General features: G+C 57.0%; 13 protein-coding genes. 9 read left to right on the forward strand and 4 right to left on the reverse strand.

The window, feature by feature from the left end; all coding sequences use genetic code 11:
- Window positions 1-36: 36 nt before the first annotated feature.
- A complete protein-coding gene (locus AAF463_RS01765) occupies window positions 37-1,686 on the forward strand; it encodes a Na+/H+ antiporter (RefSeq protein ID WP_101763047.1) in 1,650 nt (549 codons plus the stop codon).
- 71 nt (window positions 1,687-1,757) lie between these two features.
- Here the strand turns inward: AAF463_RS01765 and AAF463_RS01770 are convergent, their stop codons facing one another.
- Entirely contained in the window at window positions 1,758-2,660 is a 903-nt protein-coding gene (locus AAF463_RS01770; RefSeq protein WP_110868163.1) for a LysR family transcriptional regulator, read from the reverse strand.
- Window positions 2,661-2,764: 104 nt separating this feature from the next.
- Between AAF463_RS01770 and AAF463_RS01775 the strand changes: the two genes are divergently transcribed.
- The 4 genes from AAF463_RS01775 (at window position 2,765) to AAF463_RS01790 (ending at window position 5,188) form a co-directional block, all read left to right on the forward strand.
- Entirely contained in the window at window positions 2,765-3,187 is a 423-nt protein-coding gene (locus tag AAF463_RS01775; RefSeq protein WP_008109984.1) for a CidA/LrgA family protein, read from the forward strand.
- Window positions 3,180-3,875 (forward strand): LrgB family protein, encoded by a 696-nt coding sequence (locus tag AAF463_RS01780; RefSeq protein ID WP_101763044.1) that lies wholly within the window; start codon window positions 3,180-3,182, stop codon window positions 3,873-3,875. The genes AAF463_RS01775 and AAF463_RS01780 overlap by 8 nt, the downstream gene beginning before the upstream one ends.
- An 84-nt stretch (window positions 3,876-3,959) precedes the next feature.
- Window positions 3,960-4,502, forward strand: a complete 543-nt coding sequence (locus tag AAF463_RS01785) for a YfaZ family outer membrane protein (protein WP_110868164.1) — start codon at window positions 3,960-3,962, stop codon at window positions 4,500-4,502.
- Between the two features lie 140 nt (window positions 4,503-4,642).
- Window positions 4,643-5,188: a YfaZ family outer membrane protein gene (locus tag AAF463_RS01790; protein WP_008109987.1), complete on the forward strand. Its 546-nt coding sequence runs from the start codon at window positions 4,643-4,645 to the stop codon at window positions 5,186-5,188.
- A gap of 173 nt (window positions 5,189-5,361) precedes the next feature.
- On the opposite strand, the gene actP is transcribed toward AAF463_RS01790, so the two are convergent.
- The 3 genes from actP to acs form a co-directional block, all read right to left on the reverse strand.
- Complete coding sequence (gene actP, locus AAF463_RS01795; protein ID WP_101763042.1) at window positions 5,362-7,014, reverse strand: cation/acetate symporter ActP; 1,653 nt, start codon at window positions 7,012-7,014, stop codon at window positions 5,362-5,364.
- Complete coding sequence (locus AAF463_RS01800) at window positions 7,011-7,337, reverse strand: DUF485 domain-containing protein (protein WP_008109989.1); 327 nt, start codon at window positions 7,335-7,337, stop codon at window positions 7,011-7,013. The genes actP and AAF463_RS01800 overlap by 4 nt, the downstream gene beginning before the upstream one ends.
- A 146-nt stretch (window positions 7,338-7,483) precedes the next feature.
- Window positions 7,484-9,439, reverse strand: coding sequence for an acetate--CoA ligase (gene acs, locus AAF463_RS01805; protein WP_350261425.1), 1,956 nt, complete (start codon window positions 9,437-9,439; stop codon window positions 7,484-7,486).
- A gap of 581 nt (window positions 9,440-10,020) precedes the next feature.
- Between acs and gltP the strand changes: the two genes are divergently transcribed.
- The 4 genes from gltP to AAF463_RS01825 all read left to right on the forward strand — a co-directional run bounded on the left by gltP (window position 10,021) and on the right by AAF463_RS01825 (window position 20,407).
- Window positions 10,021-11,322 carry a glutamate/aspartate:proton symporter GltP gene (gene gltP / locus AAF463_RS01810; protein WP_007888562.1) on the forward strand — a complete coding sequence of 434 codons (1,302 nt, stop codon included), beginning with the start codon at window positions 10,021-10,023 and terminating at the stop codon, window positions 11,320-11,322.
- A 181-nt stretch (window positions 11,323-11,503) separates the two neighbouring features.
- Window positions 11,504-12,415: an N-acetylmuramic acid 6-phosphate etherase gene (gene murQ / locus AAF463_RS01815; protein WP_350261426.1), complete on the forward strand. Its 912-nt coding sequence runs from the start codon at window positions 11,504-11,506 to the stop codon at window positions 12,413-12,415.
- The gene (gene murP, locus AAF463_RS01820) at window positions 12,415-13,845 is read left to right on the forward strand and encodes a PTS N-acetylmuramic acid transporter subunit IIBC (protein ID WP_350261427.1); all 1,431 of its coding nucleotides are present in this window, start codon (window positions 12,415-12,417) and stop codon (window positions 13,843-13,845) included. Before murQ ends, murP begins: the two co-directional genes overlap by 1 nt.
- Before the next feature lie 490 nt (window positions 13,846-14,335).
- Window positions 14,336-20,407 carry an autotransporter outer membrane beta-barrel domain-containing protein gene (locus tag AAF463_RS01825; RefSeq protein ID WP_350261428.1) on the forward strand — a complete coding sequence of 2,024 codons (6,072 nt, stop codon included), beginning with the start codon at window positions 14,336-14,338 and terminating at the stop codon, window positions 20,405-20,407.
- Window positions 20,408-20,641: the final 234 nt, after the last annotated feature.

Genomic DNA, 20,641 nt, shown 5'->3' on the forward strand with positions numbered 1-20,641 from the left:
CATCGCTTTAATGAAATTGATTCGCCTAAGGAAAGCATGGAAATCTTCTTTACTATTCTCATCATGACGCTGGTGGTTTCACTCTCCAGCGTGGCGGCACGTATTCTGCCGTTTCAAATTCCCCTGCCGCTGGTGCAAATTGCCGCCGGTGCGCTGCTTGCATTTCCCGTCTTCGGCCTGCATGTCGATTTTGATCCGGAACTGTTCCTCGTGCTGTTCATTCCGCCGCTGCTGTTTGCGGATGGCTGGAAAACGCCGATAAACGAGTTCCTGCATCACGGTCGCGAAATCATGGGGCTGGCGCTGGTTCTGGTGCTGATCACGGTGGTCGGGATTGGCTACCTGATTTACTGGCTGGTGCCAGGGATTCCGCTGATTCCCGCCTTCGCGCTGGCGGCGGTGCTTTCGCCAACCGATGCCGTGGCGCTGTCCGGCATTGTCGGTGAAGGACGCATCCCGAAAAAAATTATGTCGATTGTGCAGGGCGAAGCCCTGATGAACGACGCGTCGGGCCTGGTATCGCTGAAGTTTGCCGTCGCGGTGGCGATGGGCACCATGGTGTTTACGTGGGGCGGCGCCAGCGTTGAGTTTCTCAAAGTGGCGGTCGGCGGTTTGGTCGCTGGTGTGGCGATATGCTGGCTGTATGGCCGCTCGCTGCGTCTGCTGAGCCGCTGGAGCGGGGATGACCCGGCAACACAGACCGTGCTGCTGCTGCTGTTACCGTTCGCCTCGTACCTGATTGCGGAACACCTTGGCGTGTCGGGCATTCTCGCCGCCGTCGCCGCCGGTATGACCATTACGCGTTCCGGCATTATCCGCCAGGCACCGCTGGCGATGCGTCTGCGCGCGAACAGCGTGTGGCAGATGCTGGAGTTCGTGTTCAACGGTATGGTGTTCCTGATGCTCGGCCTGCAGCTGCCCGACATTCTTTCCACCTCGATTGCGCAGGCGCAAGCCGATCCTAACGTGGAACTGTGGATGCTGTTTACCGACGTTCTGTTGGTGTACGCCGCGCTGATGGTGGTGCGTTTCGGGTGGTTGTGGATCATGAAGCGAACCAGCATGCGTCTGCTGAAGAAGAAGCCGCTAGAGTTTACCAATTACTCGCTGCGTGAATTGCTGATTGCCTCTTTTGCCGGCGTGCGCGGTGCCATTACGTTGGCCGGTGTGCTGTCGATTCCGCTGTTCCTGAGCAACGGCGATCCGTTCCCGGCGCGCTATGAGTTGGTGTTCATCGCTACCGGCGTGATTCTGGTGTCGCTGCTGGTTGGCGTGGTGCTGCTGCCGATTCTGCTGCGCGACGTGGAAAGCATCGATAAGGTCGGCCATCGTCGTGAGATTCAGTTTGCGCGTGCCGCGATGGCGGGTGTGGCGATTGAGAGCCTGCATAAAATGGAGCAGCGTCTTGAGAGCGACACCGAAGAGAACATCGATCCTGAGCTGCTGAAAGAGGTCAGCCTGCGCGTGATTGGTAACCTGCGTCGTCGCGCGGAGGGGAAAAACGATATCGAGCAGGCGCAATTTGCCGAAAATCTCGAGCGTCGTTTCCGCCTCAATGCGCTGCGCGCCGAGCGCGCCGAGGTCTATCATCTGCGCGCGACGCAGGAGATCTCCAACGAGACAATGCAGAAACTGCTGCACGATCTTGATCTGCTGGAAGCGCTGCTGATTGAGAAAGAGGAATAGAGGCAAGCCATATTGTTCATCGGTAGCGGCGCAAAACATTGCGCCGCTACGCTAATGTGCTGCGGTTGTTTTTACACCGACAGCCGCGGCGCACTATCCGGCCAGTGTTCACGGCAACATTCAATCCACGCCTCGGCGCTGCGCGACAGATAACTGCCTTCCCGCCAAATCAGCCCCAAACTCCACTGCAACTCCGATTCCAGCGGCAGCCACAGTAGCGACTGCTTATCCAGCCGCTGACAAATGGGCTCCGGCAGAATCGCCAGCCCCATGCCCGCCTGCACCATCGCGGCGAGAAAATCCCACTGCGCGCTGCGCAGCGCAATAGTTGGCGTCAGGTTCTGGCGTTGAAACGCTTTACGAATCTGGCGATTCAAGGCGAACTCTTCATTGAGGATCAGCAGCGGATGTTCGGCTAACTCTGCCAAACCGACTTTACGGTGATCGCGCCATTGTTCACTGCGCGGCAGCAGCACGCACAGCGGATGGTGCATCAGCTCCAGCGTATTGAGCGGCAGTTCGGATTCGATCGGCAGCGCGGTGAGGGCGATATCCAGCGCGCCACTCAGCACCGCTTGCTGCGCCGTCAGTCCGCCGAACTCGGATATTTTCAGCTGTACGCCAGGATAACGGCGGCGAAAGGCGGAGATTGAACCGGCCATCTGCATGCCGACCATCGGTGGAATACCCAGCCGCAGCTCGCCGGTTTTCAGCTGGTTGATATCGCCCAACTGCGCTTCAAGCTGGTGGAACTCTTGCAGAATCACCAGTCCGCGCTGGTAAACCGCCTGACCGCTATCCGTTAGATGCAGTTTGCGGCCCTCGCGCAGCAGTAAGGTGCAGCCGAGCTCCTCTTCCAGCTGGCGCAGCATTTTGCTGATGGTCGGCTGCGTCACGAACAGCTTCTCAGCGGCGCGGGTGAAGCTTTGCTGGCGCACCACTTCAGTGAAGTAGCGCAGGGCGCGCACATCCATAAACATTCCTTTTTGGCATAGTTTGAATAATTTTAATTCATTTCTTTCACAGTTTGCGGCGGATTTATACTGGGCACCTCAATTCTTCATCCAGGTAACAAGCAATGATGGCATTAAGTCCGCGCAGAACGGATCTCCTGCAACGTACGTTTGTTCCGCTGCAGCTGGTGCTGTATGTCGGTTTGTTTATTTTCAGCGACAGGCTGGTGAGCTGGCTGCATCTGCCGCTGCCCGCCAACGTAGTGGGCATGGTGCTGCTGCTGGTGTTGATCATGACGCGCATCGTGCCGCTGCGCTGGGTGAAAGCTGGCGCCAACTGGCTGCTGGCAGAAATGCTGCTGTTCTTTATTCCGGCGGTGGTGGCGGTAGTGAACTACAGCGATTTGCTGCGCAGTGAAGGCTGGCGCATCTGCGTGGTGATCGGCGTCAGTACCTTGCTGGTGCTGGCTTCGACGTCACTGGTGGTTGATCGTTTATATCGCTTCGAATTGGCGCGCGCCGCACGCAAGCAGGCGCATCATGAATGATCTGCTGATTAGTCTGCTGTGTCTGGCGTTCACGCTGCTGGTCTACTACCTCAACAAAATTCTTTATCGCCGCTGGCGCACGCTGCTGTTGATGCCGCTGGTATTGACGCCGCTGGTGCTGGTGGCGCTGTTGCTGCTCACTCACGTCAGCTGGAAAAATTACATCGCTGAAAGCCACTGGCTGATTTGGCTGCTTGGCCCGGCGACGCTGGCATTTGCCGTGCCGGTGTATGAGAATCTTGAGATCATCAAGCGTCACTGGCTGTCGCTGAGCGTGGGCGTGCTGACGGCCACGCTGGTGGCAGTATGCAGTTCGGTGTGGCTGGCGCGCTGGCTGACGTTACCGGAAACCATTCAGCGCAGCCTGGCGGTACGCTCAATCACCACGCCGTTTGCGCTGGCAGCCGCGCAGCCGATTGGCGGCCAGCCGGATCTGGTGGCGCTGTTTGTGGTGATCACCGGTGTGTTTGGTATGGCGGTGGGCGACGTGCTGTTTCTGCGTCTCGCCATCAAGCAGGGCGTGGCTAAAGGCGCGGGTTTTGGTGCTGCATCACATGGCGCAGGCACCGCACGCGCGTATCAACTCGGCCAGCAGGAAGGCGTGGTGTCGAGCCTGGTGATGATGCTGTCTGGCGTCGTCACCGTCATTCTCGCGCCACTGTTAAGCCACTTACTGTGGGTATCGTAATCCGCTGGTTTTGAGTCATTGCTCATACAGCAGCCCGATCGCTTTGCTTATTGTTTGCCCGCTTAAACGATAAGGAAGCGAAAAATGAAAAGTCAGTATTTTGCAATGGGGCTCCTGTTGGCCTCCGCTGGGGTAACTGCTCAGGAAATCGGCGTAAAGGGGGGCAGTGATTTCTTTGCGGCCGCCATCAACAGCCAAAAAACCGCGCCAGGCCTGCAATATGGCGTGGAATACGTGAATGCCAAACATCAGTCAGAATTGCTGGACGCCAATCTGGGTTACGGCGTGGCTGTAGGCGCAATGCGCATTGTGCCGCGCATCGGTTTGTTCTGGGCTGAATTGAACCATGATAAAACGTCCAGCTACGGCGTGAATGCGGGTATACGCGCGATGGCTCCACTGCCACAAGCGCGCCATACCTGGCTCTATCTCGATTTCAGCATGGCGCCTAACTTCAGCACCTATAAGCTCGATCATCTGCATCAGTTTGAGGCCGGAGTTTACTACCAACCGGCCCACTGGTTAACGCTGAGTTCCGGTTACCGCTATCTCGGCAGTGGCTTGCACGAATATAAAACCCATCGTGCGATTGATGGTCTTTTTATCGGCGCAGCCTGGCGCTTCTAATCTGAAAAGTGGCCTTTTAGGGCCACTTTTTCCCCCGCCGTAATCCATTTTTACGTAAAGCTTTCCAAATAATGTTGTCTCTCGTCGCCAGGCTGGTACCCTTGCCGCCGAATTAATTGTCCTTCATGGAGTGGAATCACATGTTAAAGCAACTTGTTACTGGAAGCGTTTTGGGTCTGGCACTGCTGAGCAGCGGCGCACAGGCAATTGAGGGCAGTGTTGACGTGGGTGAGCATAGCACCAACCTGAACCTTGGCCTCGGCACCACTTCACCGGGCCTGTTCCTGAAAGGCAACTGGCTGCGCAGCGATCACGATGGCAGCACCTACGGTGCGGGCCTCGGCTATAACATCGACGTGGGTGATTTCCGCATTGCGCCTACTGCGAAAGCGCTGTTCACCCATCCGGAAGATGGTCGTGATGGCTTCACCGTGGCAGTCGGTGGCGCAGCGCAATACAGCTTCAACAGCATGTGGGGCCTGTACGGCGAATATTACTATGCGCCAGAAGCGTTCTCTGATCGTCTGGATAGCTACCAGGAAGCCTCAGGCGGCCTGAGCTTCACGCCGATTTCGCTGCTGAACCTGCGTGTGGGTTATCAGTATATTGAGCTGAACAACAAAGGCAGCCGCAAAGATAACGTACTGGTCGATGGCCCGTATGTTGGCGCATCACTACGTTTCTAATTGTTTAAATTAGAATGAAAAATGGCGGCCCAATGGGTCGCCATTTTTGTTTGGGTGCGGTCTGTCCCTCATCCCGGCCTTCTCCCGCAAGCGGGAGAAGGAGAAAAACGCGCCGATCGGTTCCCTCTCCCATCTATGGGAGAGGGTTAGGGTGAGGGGAAGCCAGCACGGACTTAATGCGATTTCCCCTGCGAAATCCCAATCCCCGTCTGTGAGCGAATAAACTGCCCACGGAAGCGGGCACGTTCCTGGGCACCGCGTGCAGAATGGTCGGTAATTGAGAACAGCCAGATACCGATAAATGCCGCCAGCATTGAGAACAGCGCCGGATACTCATACGGATAGATCGGTTTCTCATGCCCGAGCACCTGCACCCAAATCGTCGGGCCAAGGATCATCAGCAGTACCGCAGTAACGAGTCCCAGCCAACCGCCCACCATCGCGCCGCGCGTGGTCAGTTTTGACCAGTACATCGACAGCAGAATAATCGGGAAGTTACAGCTGGCGGCAATCGAGAACGCCAAACCGACCATAAAGGCAATGTTCTGTTTCTCAAACAGAATCCCCAGCGCAATCGCCACCACACCTAACACCAGCACGGTGATCTTCGAGATGCGCAGTTCATCGCGTTCCGTCGCTTTACCTTCACGGATCACGCTGGCATAGAGATCGTGTGAAACTGCCGAAGCTCCCGCCAGCGTCAGACCTGCCACCACCGCCAGAATGGTGGCGAAGGCCACGGCCGAGATAAAGCCGAGGAACAGGCTGCCGCCGACCGCGTTCGCCAGATGCACCGCTGCCATGTTGGTGCCGCCGAGCAGCGCGCCGCTGGCGTCTTTAAAGGCTGGGTTCGATCCCACCAGCAAAATCGCGCCGAAGCCAATAATAAAGGTCAGGAAGTAGAAGTAGCCCATAAAGCCGGTGGCCCAGAACACGCTTTTACGTGCTTCACGCGCATCGGCCACGGTGAAGAAGCGCATCAGAATATGCGGCAAACCGGCGGTACCGAACATCAAGCCGAGACCCAATGACAGCGCCGAGATGGGATCTTTCACCAGCCCGCCCGGCTGCATAATCGCCGCGCCTTTCGGGTGCACCGCCATCGCTTCGGTGAACAGCGTATTGAAGCTGAAGCCGGTGGCTTTCATCACCATAATCGCCATAAAGCTGGCACCAAACAGCAGCAGCACCGCCTTGATGATCTGCACCCAGGTGGTCGCCAGCATGCCGCCGAACAGCACGTACAGCACCATCAGAATCCCGACCATCACTACCGCGATATGGTAATCAAGGCCGAACAGCAGCTGGATCAGCTTACCGGCACCCACCATCTGCGCGATCAGATAGAGCGCCACCACCACCAGCGAGCCGCAGGCTGACAGCGTGCGAATCGGTTTCTGCGCGAGGCGATAGGAGGCGACATCGGCGAAGGTGTAGCGCCCAAGGTTACGCAGACGTTCGGCAATCAAAAACAGGATCATCGGCCAGCCGACGAGGAAGCCGAGCGAGTAGATCAGCCCGTCGTAACCTGAGGTGTAAACCAGCGCAGAAATACCGAGGAAAGAGGCGGCGGACATAAAGTCACCGGCGATGGCGAGGCCATTCTGGAAACCGGTGATATTGCCGCCTGCGGTGTAGTAATCACTGCGCGAGCGGGTGCGTTTCGAGGCCCAATAGGTAATGCCGAGCGTCGCCGCGACAAACACCACGAACATGATGATGGCTTCATAGTTGGTGGCTTGCCGTTGCACCGCGCCGGTAATGGCATCGGCGGCAAACACGCTGGCGGGCACTACCGCGAGAAATATCGAAAGCAGGCGCTTCATGATTTTACCTCGCTCAGGATCTGTTTGGTCAGACGATCAAACTCGCCGTTGGCGCGCCACACGTAGACGCCGGTCAGCACGAATGACATCACAATTAAACCGACACCAATCGGAATACCGCGCGTGACGTTAGTGCCCGCGTGCAGCGGCGTACCGAGCCAGGCGGGTGCGAAGGCGATCAACAGAATAAAGCCGATGTAGAGCACCAGCATGATCACGCTGAGCAACAGCGCAAACGCCTGGCGCTTGTGCACCAGTTCATGAAAGCGCGGATTATTCTCGACTTGTTGCCAGACTGCTTCCTGTTCAGGGGTTTCGTTCATCACATTTTCTCCAGAGGCAAGGCAGACAGATATCTCACGATAAAGTGATTTAACTGGCTGAATATTCTAGTTTTATAAGTTGTGCGAACTCAGAAATACGTGGCATATAAGGGCGGCCAAATGGTCGCCCCTACAACAGAAGCCGGTTACGGCATGGTGATGGACTGTTTCTCCTCCAGCAATTTCTCTACCACGCCTGGATCGGCCAGCGTAGAGGTATCGCCGAGATTGCTGGTATCGCCCGTAGCGATTTTGCGCAGAATGCGACGCATAATCTTGCCGGAGCGGGTTTTTGGCAGCGAGTCGGTCCAGTGCAGCACATCCGGCGTGGCAATCGGGCCAATCTCTTTACGCACCCAGTTACGCACTTCGGTATACAGCTCTGGCGACGGCTCTTCGCCGTGGTTAAGCGTGATATACGCATAGATTGCCTGGCCTTTGATGCTGTGCGGAATGCCCACCACCGCCGCTTCGGCAATCTTCGGATGCGACACCAGCGCCGATTCAATCTCGGCGGTGCCGAGACGGTGGCCGGAGACGTTCAGCACGTCATCGACGCGGCCGGTGATCCAGTAATAACCCTCTTCATCACGGCGCGCGCCGTCACCGCTGAAGTAGCGATTTTTGAAGGTGGAGAAGTAGGTCTGTTCGAAACGATCGTGATCGCCATACAGCGTACGCGCCTGGCCTGGCCAGGAATCGACAATCACCAGGTTTCCTTCGGTGGCACCCTCAAGTGGATTGCCTTCGTTATCCACCAGCGCTGGCTGCACACCAAAGAACGGTTTAGTGGCGGAACCGGCTTTCAGTTCGGTCGCGCCCGGCAGCGGCGTGATCATGAAGCCGCCGGTTTCGGTTTGCCACCAGGTATCGACGATCGGGCAACGGCTGTCGCCAATCTTCTTGTAATACCACTCCCAGGCTTCCGGGTTGATCGGTTCACCCACCGAACCCATGATGCGCAGGCTGCTGCGATCGGTGCCTTCAATCGCTTTATCGCCTTCGGCCATCAGCGCGCGAATTGCGGTTGGCGCGGTATACAGCAGCGTCACCTTATGTTTATCCACCACTTCCGCCATGCGGCTCGGCTTCGGCCAGTTCGGCACGCCTTCAAACATCAGCGTGGTCGCGCCGCACGCCAGCGGCCCGTAAATCAGATAGCTGTGGCCGGTGATCCAGCCAACATCAGCCGTGCACCAGTAAACATCATCAGGATGATAATCAAACACGTACTTAAAGGTGCTGGCGGCATACACCAGATAACCGCCGGTAGTGTGCAGCACGCCTTTCGGCTTGCCGGTGGAACCGGAGGTATAAAGGATAAACAGCGGATGTTCGGCATCGACGGCGACCGGTTCATGCTGATCGCTGGCCTTCGCCACCAGATCGTGCCACCAAAGATCGCGGCCTTCACGCCAGCCAGTATCTTTACCGGTGCGCTTAAACACCACCACATTTTTCACCGTGGTGACGTTTGGATTGTTCAGGGCATCATCAACGTTTTTCTTCAGCGGGATACTGCGTCCGGCGCGTACGCCTTCATCGGCGGTGATGATCAGTTTGGCGTTGGAATCGACCACGCGTCCGGCGACCGCTTCCGGTGAGAAGCCACCGAAAATCACCGAGTGCACCGCGCCAATGCGCGCACAGGCCAGCATCGCAACGGCGGCTTCAGGCACCATCGGCATGTAGATCGCCACCACGTCGCCTTTCTTTACGCCCAGGCTGCCGAGCACATTGGCAAAGCGGCAGACGTCTGCATGCAGTTCGCGGAAGGTAATGGTTTTGCTTTCGCTGGCGTCGTCACCTTCCCAGATGATGGCGGGATGGTCGCCACGCGTGGCGAGATGGCGATCGAGGCAGTTCGCGGCGAGGTTCAGTGCGCCATCTTCATACCAGCGAATCGAAATATTGCCGGGGGCAAAGGAGGTATTTTTCACTTTGCTGTAAGGCTTAATCCAGTCGAGGATTTTGCCTTGCTCACCCCAAAAGGTGTCGGGATTGTCAACCGATTGTTGATACAGCGCCGCATACTGATCGGCATTAATTAGAGCATTCGCTGCAATGGCAGCGGGTACGGGATGCTTGTGTATTTGGCTCATGGCTGACCTCCTTGAAGATGTTAATCATATGTCAATCAATGGTTAATTGAAGACCACGACAGGGCTTTGTTTCTGTTTTGTAGTCTGGATCACGACCTTTTATCACTGCCAAATCCCCAGCGAACGGCGGGCAAAAACGCCGCGCCAGCAGCGCGATCTTTTGCCTTAAGCCTACGAGATCGCTGCCTCTGTTGTGTAAATAATCAGCAAACGCGCCGGGCCGCTTTTTGCGCAATATTGCATAGCTATGCTGAAACTTATCGAATTAACACTTTTCATAACAGCGAGTTATGGCCGTTAACCTTCGTCAGCATTTTATGCTACTAACCTGAATAAGATTTGCGCTATCGCGCCGGGGGTTGCATTTACCGTAGTGAAAATGGTACTTATCTCGGCCCTGTTCAGCAGGTATCAACTCAGACTGCATCACCCCGCAGGCGCAAAATGCCTGCACAGCTGTAACCGACGTAGTCATAAATAACCCTCTATTTTATCGGGCTTTTGCTCACTTCCCTGTGTGACATTTCTCCTGCACCTTCGCAGCAGAGCAAAGGGGTTTTTAACTGAGGAAATAACGCGTTATGAAAGGTTTTAAGTTCACCCTTGCATGGCAGATTTTAGTCGCGCTGATTCTGGGCGTGATTGTGGGAACCGTGCTGCATAATCAGCCCGACGATCGTGAATGGTTAATCACTAACATTCTGACGCCCGCGGGTGACATCTTTATTCATCTGATCAAGATGATTGTGGTACCGATTGTTATCTCCTCACTGATTGTCGGCATTGCTGGCGTGGGTGATGCGAAAAAGCTCGGACGTATTGGTGTTAAAACCATTATCTATTTTGAAGTGATCACCACCCTTGCCATTGTGGTCGGCATCACGCTGGCCAACGTATTCCAACCCGGCAGCGGCATTGATATGTCAACGCTGGCAACGGTGGACATCTCTAAATACGAAGCCACCACCGAAGCGGTTCAGGGTGCACCGCACGGTCTGGTCACCACCATTTTGTCGCTGATCCCACAGAACATCTTCGCCTCGCTGGTTAAGGGCGACATGCTGCCGATTATCTTCTTCTCGGTGCTGTTTGGTATGGGCCTGTCGGCGCTGCCTTCGGAACATCGCGATCCGCTGGTCACGGTATTCCGTTCGATTTCCGAAACCATGTTTAAAGTGACGCACATGATCATGCGTTATGCGCCAGTCGGCGTGTTTGCGCTGATTGCGGTCACCATTGCGAACTTCGGTTTTGCGTCGCTCTATCCGCTCGCCAAGCTGGTGCTGCTGGTGTACGTGGCGATTCTGTTCTTTGCTTTCGTGGTGCTCGGCACGGTGGCGCGCTTCTGTAAGCTGCGCATTACCACGCTGATGCGCATTCTGAAAGACGAGCTGATTCTTGCCTATTCCACCTCCAGCTCAGAAACCGTGCTGCCGCGCATTATGCAGAAGATGGAAGCCTACGGTGCGCCGAAAGCCATCACCAGCTTCGTGGTGCCGACCGGTTACTCGTTCAACCTCGACGGTTCAACGCTGTATCAGAGCATCGCGGCGATCTTTATCGCCCAGCTTTATGGCATCGATCTGTCGCTGACCGACGAGATCATTCTGGTGCTGACGCTGATGGTGACCTCGAAAGGCATCGCTGGCGTGCCGGGCGTCTCCTTCGTGGTGCTGCTGGCAACGCTGGGCAGCGTGGGCATTCCGCTGGAAGGCCTGGCATTTATCGCTGGTGTCGATCGCATCATGGACATGGCGCGTACCGCGCTGAACGTGATCGGTAACGCGCTGGCGGTGCTGGTGATTGCGCGCTGGGAAGACCAGTTCGACACCAAACAAGCCGCCGCCTACGAGCAACAGCTGCGCACGCAAAGCGCCAGCTAATCTTCCAGGTGCGCATGAATGCGCACCATTCATGGCGACCGCTACGCACAGAAACCCGCTTCGGCGGGTTTTTTTATGTCCGCTGCGGCAAAAAGCAAAAAAATCCCGCGCAGCAGAGGAATTAACAATTCTGTGTGATATATAGTTTTACGAATAAATTATTCTTACACAGGAGTGTCTCATGCAGATCGATCTGAGCCAGATGATCACCGAAGGTCGTAATCCCGCCAGCCACAACATTGATGAGCTGACCACCGAAGCGATGCTGCGGGTGATCAATGATGAAGACAAAAAAGTGGCGCTGGCGGTGGAGGCCATCGTGCCGCAGATTGCGCAGGTGGTGGATGCCATCACCCACGCCTTCAGCAAAGGCGGTCGCCTGATCTATTGCGGCGCAGGCACGTCGGGTCGTCTGGGGATTCTGGATGCCAGCGAATGTCCGCCGACCTTCGGCACGCCGCGCAGCCAGGTGGTTGGACTAATTGCTGGCGGCCACACCGCAATTCTGCAGGCGGTGGAAAACGCCGAAGACAACGTGGAGCAGGGCGCGCAAGATCTGCGTGATATCAATTTCAACGCTAACGATGTGCTGGTCGGGATTGCCGCCAGCGGCCGCACGCCCTATGTATTGGGCGCGCTGGCGTATGCGCGTCAGCAAGGCGCATTTACCGCAGCGTTAACCTGTAATCCTAACAGCCCAATGTCGCAGGCCGCGGATGTGGCGTTAACCCCAGTGGTCGGCCCGGAAGTGGTCACCGGTTCTTCGCGCATGAAAGCCGGCACGGCGCAGAAACTGGTGCTGAATATGCTCACCACCGGCGCGATGATTCGCAGCGGCAAGGTGTACGGCAATCTGATGGTCGATGTGGAAGCCACCAACCAGAAGCTGGTGCAGCGCCAGGTGAATATCGTCAAACAAGCCACCGACTGTGACGATGCTACCGCGCAGCAGGCGTTGGCGGCGTGTAATGGGCACTGTAAAACCGCGATTGTCATGGTGCTGGCGGGATTAACGGCCGATGAAGCGAAATCGCTGCTGAGTCAGAATCAGGGCTTCATTCGCAACGCTTTGCGTGACGCAGGAGCGCAATAATGGCGGCCATTACTGAGGATCTGGTGCGCGACATTTTGCTGGCGGTGGGCGGCGCCAATAATGTGGTGCAGTGCGGCAACTGCATGACGCGCCTGCGTCTGACACTCAACGATGCCGCGCGAGTGGATAGCGCCACACTCAAAACGCTGCCGGGCGTGCTGGGCGTGATCGACAGCGATGCGCAGCTGCAGATCGTGCTCGGTCCCGGTAAAGCGCAAACCGCAGCAGAGAAAATGCAGGCACTGCTTAATCAACAGGCGCCGGGCGATCTGCAGGCCATCGCCAGCGCGCAAAAGCAGCAGATGAAGGCGAAGCAGACCAGCGCATTGCACCGTTTTCTCTCCTGCTTCGCCACCATCTTTACGCCGCTGATTCCCGGTTTTATCGGTGCCGGCTTGCTGCTGGGTTTCGCCACGCTGATTGAGCAGATCTTCCACCTTAATCAGCCTGGCGATCATGCACGCTGGCTGCTGGATACCGTGGCGTACATGAAGGTGTTTGGTAAAGGGCTGTTCACCTTCCTGAGTATTTTGATTGGCTATAACGCGCAGAAAGCCTTTGGCGGTACCGGCGTCAACGGGGCCATTATCGCCTCGCTGTTTGTGCTCGTTTATATCCCTGACGCGAAGGTCGGTTATTACAGCGGGATGCAGGATTTCTTCGGCATGGTGATCGATCCGCGCGGCAATATTATTGGCGTGCTGCTGGCGGCAATATTTGGTGCCTGGATTGAGAAACAGCTGCGAAAAATCATTCCCGATAATCTCGATATGATCCTGACATCGTTGCTGACGTTATTAATTACCGGCGCGGTGACTTTCCTGGTGATTATGCCAATCGGCGGCGAATTATTTAAAGGCATGTCGTGGTTGTTCATTCATCTAAATAACAATCCGTTTGGTTGCGCTATTCTGGCCGGACTGTTTTTGATCGCGGTGATGTTTGGCATTCATCAAGGCTTTATTCCGGTCTATTTCGCGCTAATGGAAACCCAGGGCTTTAACTCGCTCTTCCCAATTCTGGCGATGGCCGGCGCCGGGCAGGTCGGCGCGTCGCTGGCGTTATGGTGCAAAGCGGATAAAGACTCACTGCTGCGTAAACAGATCAAAGGCGCCATTGTGCCGGGCTTGCTCGGTGTCGGCGAACCGCTGATTTATGGCGTCACGCTGCCGCGTCTGAAACCCTTTATCACGGCCTGTTTTGGCGGTGCGCTGGGCGGCTTCTTTATCGGGCTGGTGGCATGGCTGGGATTGCCAGTGGGAATGAACACCGTGTTTGGCCCTTCAGGTTTAGTCACATTGCCGCTAATGACCTCATCGCAGGGCATTTTTGCCGGCATGGCGGTGTATCTCGCCGGGCTGATCGTGGCGTGGATTGGCGGGTTCGCCTTTACCTGGTGGGGCGGCACCCGCAATGTGGATTTAAGTTAAGTGAAGTACGGATATCGACCAGGTCGGCATAAAGCGTGACCTGGTCTAACCGTGATCACGATCACGCTTTTAAACTCTCTCAAGTCGCTTAATCCGTCACAGCCACATTCACTGCTTAAGTACCGTTTGTAAGTAAAGCGTTAGCAAAAAATAAAGGTTTTATTAAGGAGATAGAAAGCCAGACCTAATATTTAAAATGGCCTCAAATTATTTAGAATATCCAACCTGCATCGCAATTAATTCCCCGAGATGACAATAGGTTACTCATAATTGTCTTTTGCACTCACCAGCGAAAAAGTCTATACCTAAAGCCAATTAATCTATAACAACAATTCCATCCCTTTTTTCACTGCACCGTATTTCTTCACACAGTTGTTCTCAAATTAAATTGCTACACGGGATTGGTCATTATCTGCCGCTTTATCCCCACGCGAAGAATTTAACGCTGTTGCAATAACAGCGCGGACGCTGCACGCCCACTGGAGGAAGTATGAGGTTTACATTAAATCCTATCGCATTAGGGATGTTGGCGGCGCAATTGCTGATCTATCCAGCGATGCAAAGTCAGGCTGTTACGTTGGGGACTTACACACCAGAAAATAATGACAACCAAACCGGTAAAATTACCGTCAGCAGCGGCAATGAAACTTTGACCGGCAATCAGGCATTCACGGCAGGAACGGATGGCGCGGTCACCACCACGCTCGGGCAAGTGGCGATCACCTCGGGATCGCAGGATCTCAATCAGGATCGCCTGGATCCCGGCCCGCAAAACTTTGCGATCACTACGCCCGATCCCGCAACCGGCACCAACAGCACATTCCAGGTATATAACTCCGCCAGTCTTGTCGCCTTAGCGCCCGTCACCAGTGCCACCAGCGTGCCGGATGTGCAGAACGTCAATGATGCGCAGTACATCGATGCGCGCATTGCGGATGTCACCGGCGGCACGCTGGATGTGAATATCGGCCAGGCGAATGCGCTCAGCAGCGCCAGCACCAACAGCTGGACCATGGCCGCCAAGCAGACACAGCTATTTGATGTGAGCGGCACTGGCACGGTGAACTGGAACAGTAATAACCGCATCAGCTTTTTCGGTGCCACCGCCACGCCGGACGGCGCGGGATCGGCCACCAGCAGCTATCAGGTGCAAAACCTCGCCACCTATAACGGCGCATTCAGCGTGCAGACGCTGGATGGCAAAAGCACCAGCTTTACCGTCACCAACGCCAGCCAGCTGCAAAACTACAACAACTGGCTGATCGGTCAGCTGCAGGCGGGCAATCTTGATAAAACCCGTTATCTGCCTGAGTTCAATAAAGCTGTCACCTTCACCAATGCCAACATCGTCTACAACGTTAGCGCCACGCCGCCAGACGAGGTGACGCAGGCGATCGGCAATCGCATTGTGATCAATGCCAATGGCGCGGACGCGAGGGTCAATCTGGCGGCGGGTAAAACGCTGGAAGTGGTGGGCGCGACGGGCGGTGCGATCAAAGCCTCCAACGGCGCGCAAGCGGTGATTGATGGCAAACTGGCGAGTCGCGGCAGCATCACTAATAACGGCACGGCGCTGGTGTTAACCGATAACAGCAGTGGAACCAATAATGGGGTAATTAACGGCGGCTTCCTCAATCGTCAGGATGGTACCGGCATTGGCTCGACCGGCTACGGTGCCAATGGCGTAGCCGTGCAAACCGGTAGCACCTTTAACAACAACGGCATCCTCAACCTCGCCACCACCGGCAGCAATTCACAGTATGGCGTGGCGGGCATCAATCTTGGCGTGTCATCCACCGCCAATAACAGCGGCAATATCAACGTTGGCGTCAACGGTTCGAGCGCGCGCGGCACCGCGTCTGGCGTGTTACTGACCGACGCCACTTCCAGCTTCACCAATAACGCCAGCGGCAATATCTACATTGGTCGCGGACCGCAGAACAGCCTGGGTGAAGCGACGGCGGATATCGCGATGAACCAAAGCGGGTTGACCAGCGGTATTGCCCTGGTCGCCAACGGCAACGCGGTTAACAACGGCAGCATTACCCTCGGCACGAGAACGCAAAATGCGGCGGGGATGTCGGCGACCGGCGCGAATAACGCCACCATGATCAACACCGGCACCATCAATGTGAACGGTGCGGCTGCCACCATTCCGCGTGAAAACGTCGGCATGCTGGTGACCAACAGTGCCGGCAACATCAATAACGCGGGTACGATTAACCTGAATGGCGTGAACGGCACCGGCCTGAAAGTGCTGGCGACCAATGGCAACACCGCCAGCGCCACCTCAACTGGCACCATCAACGTGGCAGGCGGCGCCGATCCTGCCAGCGGCACGCGCAACTATGGCGTGTGGGTGGAAGGGCAAGGTGCAACCGGCACGGCGCAGGCCACCGTCGATGGCCCGATCAATCTCAGCGGCAATGGCGCGATCGGCGTACATGCGCGCGGCAATTCCACGGTGACCGTGGATCCGGCTGCCGTGCCGACCTTTTCTAACGGTACCAATCAAATCGCCTTCTTTGCCTACGGCCCCAATGCGCTGATTAACGTGCTGGGCAACAATCCGTTTGATGTGACCACGCAGAACTCCACGCTGTTTCGTGTTGAGCAGGGCGCAGACTTCAACGGTAACGCCTTGTCGCTCACCGCGTCGGGTGCCGGTTCTACCGCCGTGCTCGGTAGCGGCGCAGGCACCGAAGTGAGCAGCGATGCGGCGGTGATCAACGTCAGCGGCAGCGGTGCCAATGGCATTACGGTGGAAGGGGGCGCAACGGGTAGTATTGATGCCGCAACCACCATGAATCTCACCGGTAGCAACGCAATTGGCGCGATCGTTGACGGACAAAAACACGATATCTTTGGCAGAAACAGCGGCTCGCCGGTGACCAGCACCCGCCTGAACTCTGCGGCGTCATTGAATGCGTCGCAGAGTGGGTTGACTGGTTATCTGGCCCGCAATCGCGCGCAGTTGACCAACAGCGGCGATATCACCTTCAGCGGCGCCAACGCCACCGGCATTCGCGTCGAGAGCGGCGCGACCGGCACCAACAGCGGCAATATCAACATCAACGATGGCGGTACCGGCATCGCGGTGAACAGCGGCAGCAGCACCTTTGCCACCACCGCCAATAACACCGGCACCATCAATGTTAATGGCGGCAGCACCACTAACCGCAGCCGGGGCGTCAGCGCCAGCGGCAATCGCGCGGTAGCCAACCTGAACGGTGGCACGCTGAATCTTAACGGCACCGGCGCGATTGGGGCGGAAGCGCTCAACGGCGCGCTGGTGAATATCGCCGCCGGTTCAGCGCCGGTATTCAACAACAGTGACCAAATTGCCTATCACGCGGCGGGCAGCGGATCGCGCATTAGCTCCGCCACCAATGCGTTAAATATCAACAGCAGCGGCTCAACCGGCTATCGCATTGATGACGGCGCGGCGCTGAGTTTCACCACGCCGACCACCCTCACCGCCAGCGCCAGCAACAGCACCGGCGCGATTATCTCCGGCAGCGGCAGCAGCCTGAATAGCAGCAACGCCAACTTCACCGCCAGCGGCCAGGGCAGTACGGCGATCCGTGCCGAAGGCGGTGCGAACGCCACGCTCGATAGCGGCAGCAGCATCAATCTTAGTGGCAGCAACGCGGTCGGCGTGCTGATTAATAATCTGCGTACCGATTTGAGCAACGCGCTGGATGGCACGTCAGCGGCCACCCGCGTTACCAGCAACGGCAATGTGAGCGGCGCGGGCAATGGCGCGATGGGTTTTGATGTCACCAACGGCGCAGAGCTGGTCAACAACGGCAATGTGAACCTCACCGGCAGCAACAATATTGGGATCCGTTCGCGCGCCGGCAGCACGCTGACCAACAACGGCGTGGTCAACGTAGCCAACGGCACCGGGCTGGATGTCTCCGGCAGCGGCAGCACGCTGGCGAAAGGCGGCACCATCAATGTCGATAACGGTATCGCGGGCGTGCGCATCAGCGACGGCGCGCAGCTGGCGCTTACCGGCAGCGACACGGTGATCACCACGCGCGGCAATGCGCACGGCATCCTGCTGGACAGCGGTGCGACCGCTCTCAGCGCCAGCGACGCCACGGTGAACGTGCTGGGCAGTGGCAACGGCATCGAAAACCGCGCCGAACTGAGCAACGTTGGTCTGAGCAATCTCACCATTAACGTCGGCGACGGCAACGGGATTCGCACCGCCGTGCCATTTGATCCGGCTTCGACGGTGACCACCAACGTCTCCGGCAGCGGCAGCGGCCTGAATATCGCCAATGCCGATGGTTCCACCACCCGCGGCGATCTGACGTTGGGGTCGGGCTATCAATTTAATGTTACCGGCGCAGGCGGCACCGGTATTCGCGCCAATACCACCGGCAATGTCACCACCGCCGCCAACGTCAATATCGACAATGCGGCGGGCGGATCGGCGCTGGTCTCCAGCACAGCGGGCACCATCGTCAATACCGGCAACTTCACCTCCAACAGCCTGACGGCGCCGGTGGTGGATCTGCGCGGCGGTAAAACCATCTTCGAGAACCTTGGCAACATCATCACCGCCAACCCACAAACCGTGGCGGTAGCGGGCAGCAACGCCGATGACGAAATTCTGCTGACCGAAGGCGCGGTGCAGGGCGATATCAATCCGGGCGGCGGATCGGATCGGTTCCGCTGGACGGGCGGAACGCTCAACGGCAGCCTGACCATGGGCAACGACAACAACAACACCGCTGAAGTGAGCAAGGTCGATCTCGGCACCACCTACCATCTCACCAGCGGTAATGGCACCGGCAACACCTTGACCTTCAATCAGATTGGCGCGCGCGGCGGCAGCTTCAGCGCCGACGATCTCAGCAAAGGCGTTAATCTTGGCAGCGGCTGGAGCACCATCAACTTCGCCAATACCCAATGGACACTAACCGATAACCTGCAGCTGGCGCACAGCACCATCAATGTCGATGCGGATTCCACGCTGTATGCCGGCGATAACGTGCATCCGACGCTATCCGGCGGCACCGCCGATTCGCTGGTGGTGAACAACGCCGGTACGCTGGATCTCACCAACGGCGCGGGTTCACCGGGCAACACGCTGGATATTGCTGGCTCGCTGGCGTCGAGCGGCGGCCAGCTCAATCTGGTCACTAACCTCAACCAGGGTGGTGCGCTAAATAATCAGTTTACCGACCACATTAACGTCACCGGCAATGCCAGCGGTACCACGCTGGTGAATGTGAAACTGGCTGATGCCAGCACCGGCGCACTCACCGATCTCAATCAAAATGGAGGGGTAGAGGGCAACGAAGGGATCTCGCTGGCGCAGGTGGGCGGTAATGCCAGCGCTAACAGCTTCGCGTTGAAGGATGGCTATCTCGGTGCCGGGCCGTGGCAATATCGGCTCTACACCTTTGCACCGGGCAGCAGCGATCCTAACCAGCGTTTAGTCAGCGGCAGCGGCAATAACTATTGGGATTACCGTCTGGCGAACTACTACGTGTGTGAGGATAGCGTTAACTGTCAGCCGACCTTCGTCACCGATGCCTTTGGCACGCCGCAAAGCTACGATTCGCGTCCGGCGGTGGTGCCGCAGGTGCCATCTTATGTGTCGGCACCGGTTGGCCTGGCCTATTACACCTCGGCGATTATCGACGATCTGCATAAACGCCTCGGCGAACTGCGCCACGAGCAGACACGTCCGCAAGGCAACGGCGGCGAGATGTTCCTGCGCTATATCGGCTCAAACCTGAAGTACAAGAGCGATAAGAGTTTCCGCGACTTCGGTTACGACTTTGACCTCGATTACAGTGCGGTGCAGGTGGGCGGCAATCTGCTGCGACTCGATGGCGAGCAGGATAGCCTGCGCGGCGGTTTAGCCTATACGCGCGGTAATACGCGCATTCGTCCGCATGCGGCCGACGGTTACAGCAGCACCACTTTCGACAGCGACAGCCTGGCGTTTTACGGCACCTGGCAGCGTCAGAGCGGATTCTATCTGGACGGTGTGTTGTCATTTGACTGGCATCGCGGCGAAACCGATATCGCCCGCACGCAAGAAGTAGCGAAGCTGAAAGGCCACGGCTGGACGGCATCGCTGGAGAGCGGCTATCCGTTTGCGTTGGGCGATGGCTACAAGCTTGAGCCGCAGGCGCAGCTGATGTACATGAAGCTTAATATGAACGATTTCACCGATAAAGACGGCAACAACGTGCGTTACGGCGACTATAACCAAACTATTGGTCGTCTCGGCGCGCGCCTCGACCGTACCTGGACCGACGACAGCAATCGTCAATACACCCCTTATCTGCGCGCGAACTACTACAAAGGTTGGGGCGGCTCTGCGGATGCGTCAGTGTCTTCGATGGATAATCCGGCGTTTGGCGCCACCTTCAGCAGCGGAAAATTTGGTCAAATGTGGGAAGTGGGCGCAGGCGGCACCGCAACCTTGCAGAAGGATGTTTCGTTGTATGCGGAAGCGGATTATCGCAAAGAGATTGATGGTAATGGTGCCAAAGGGTGGCGGTATAACGTGGGGGTTCGCTGGCAATTCTGATTTCCCTGCGCCCTTTGCGCTGCAGGTGCGTTGGCTGCGCTCGCTCACCCCGGTCACAGAGTTCACTCTGCTCCCGGGGATGAGCGAGCTTGCCGCCTTCCTGCATCACAAATGGCTTTGGGAAATCCCATCTCCCTGCGCCCTTTGCGCTGCAGGTGCGTTGGCTGCGCTCGCTCACCCCGGTCACAGAGTTCACTCTGCTCCCGGGGATGAGCGAGCTTGCCGCCTTCCTGC

This window comes from Pantoea sp. BJ2, from assembly GCF_040255075.1.
GTDB classification, from domain to species: domain Bacteria; phylum Pseudomonadota; class Gammaproteobacteria; order Enterobacterales; family Enterobacteriaceae; genus Pantoea; species Pantoea leporis.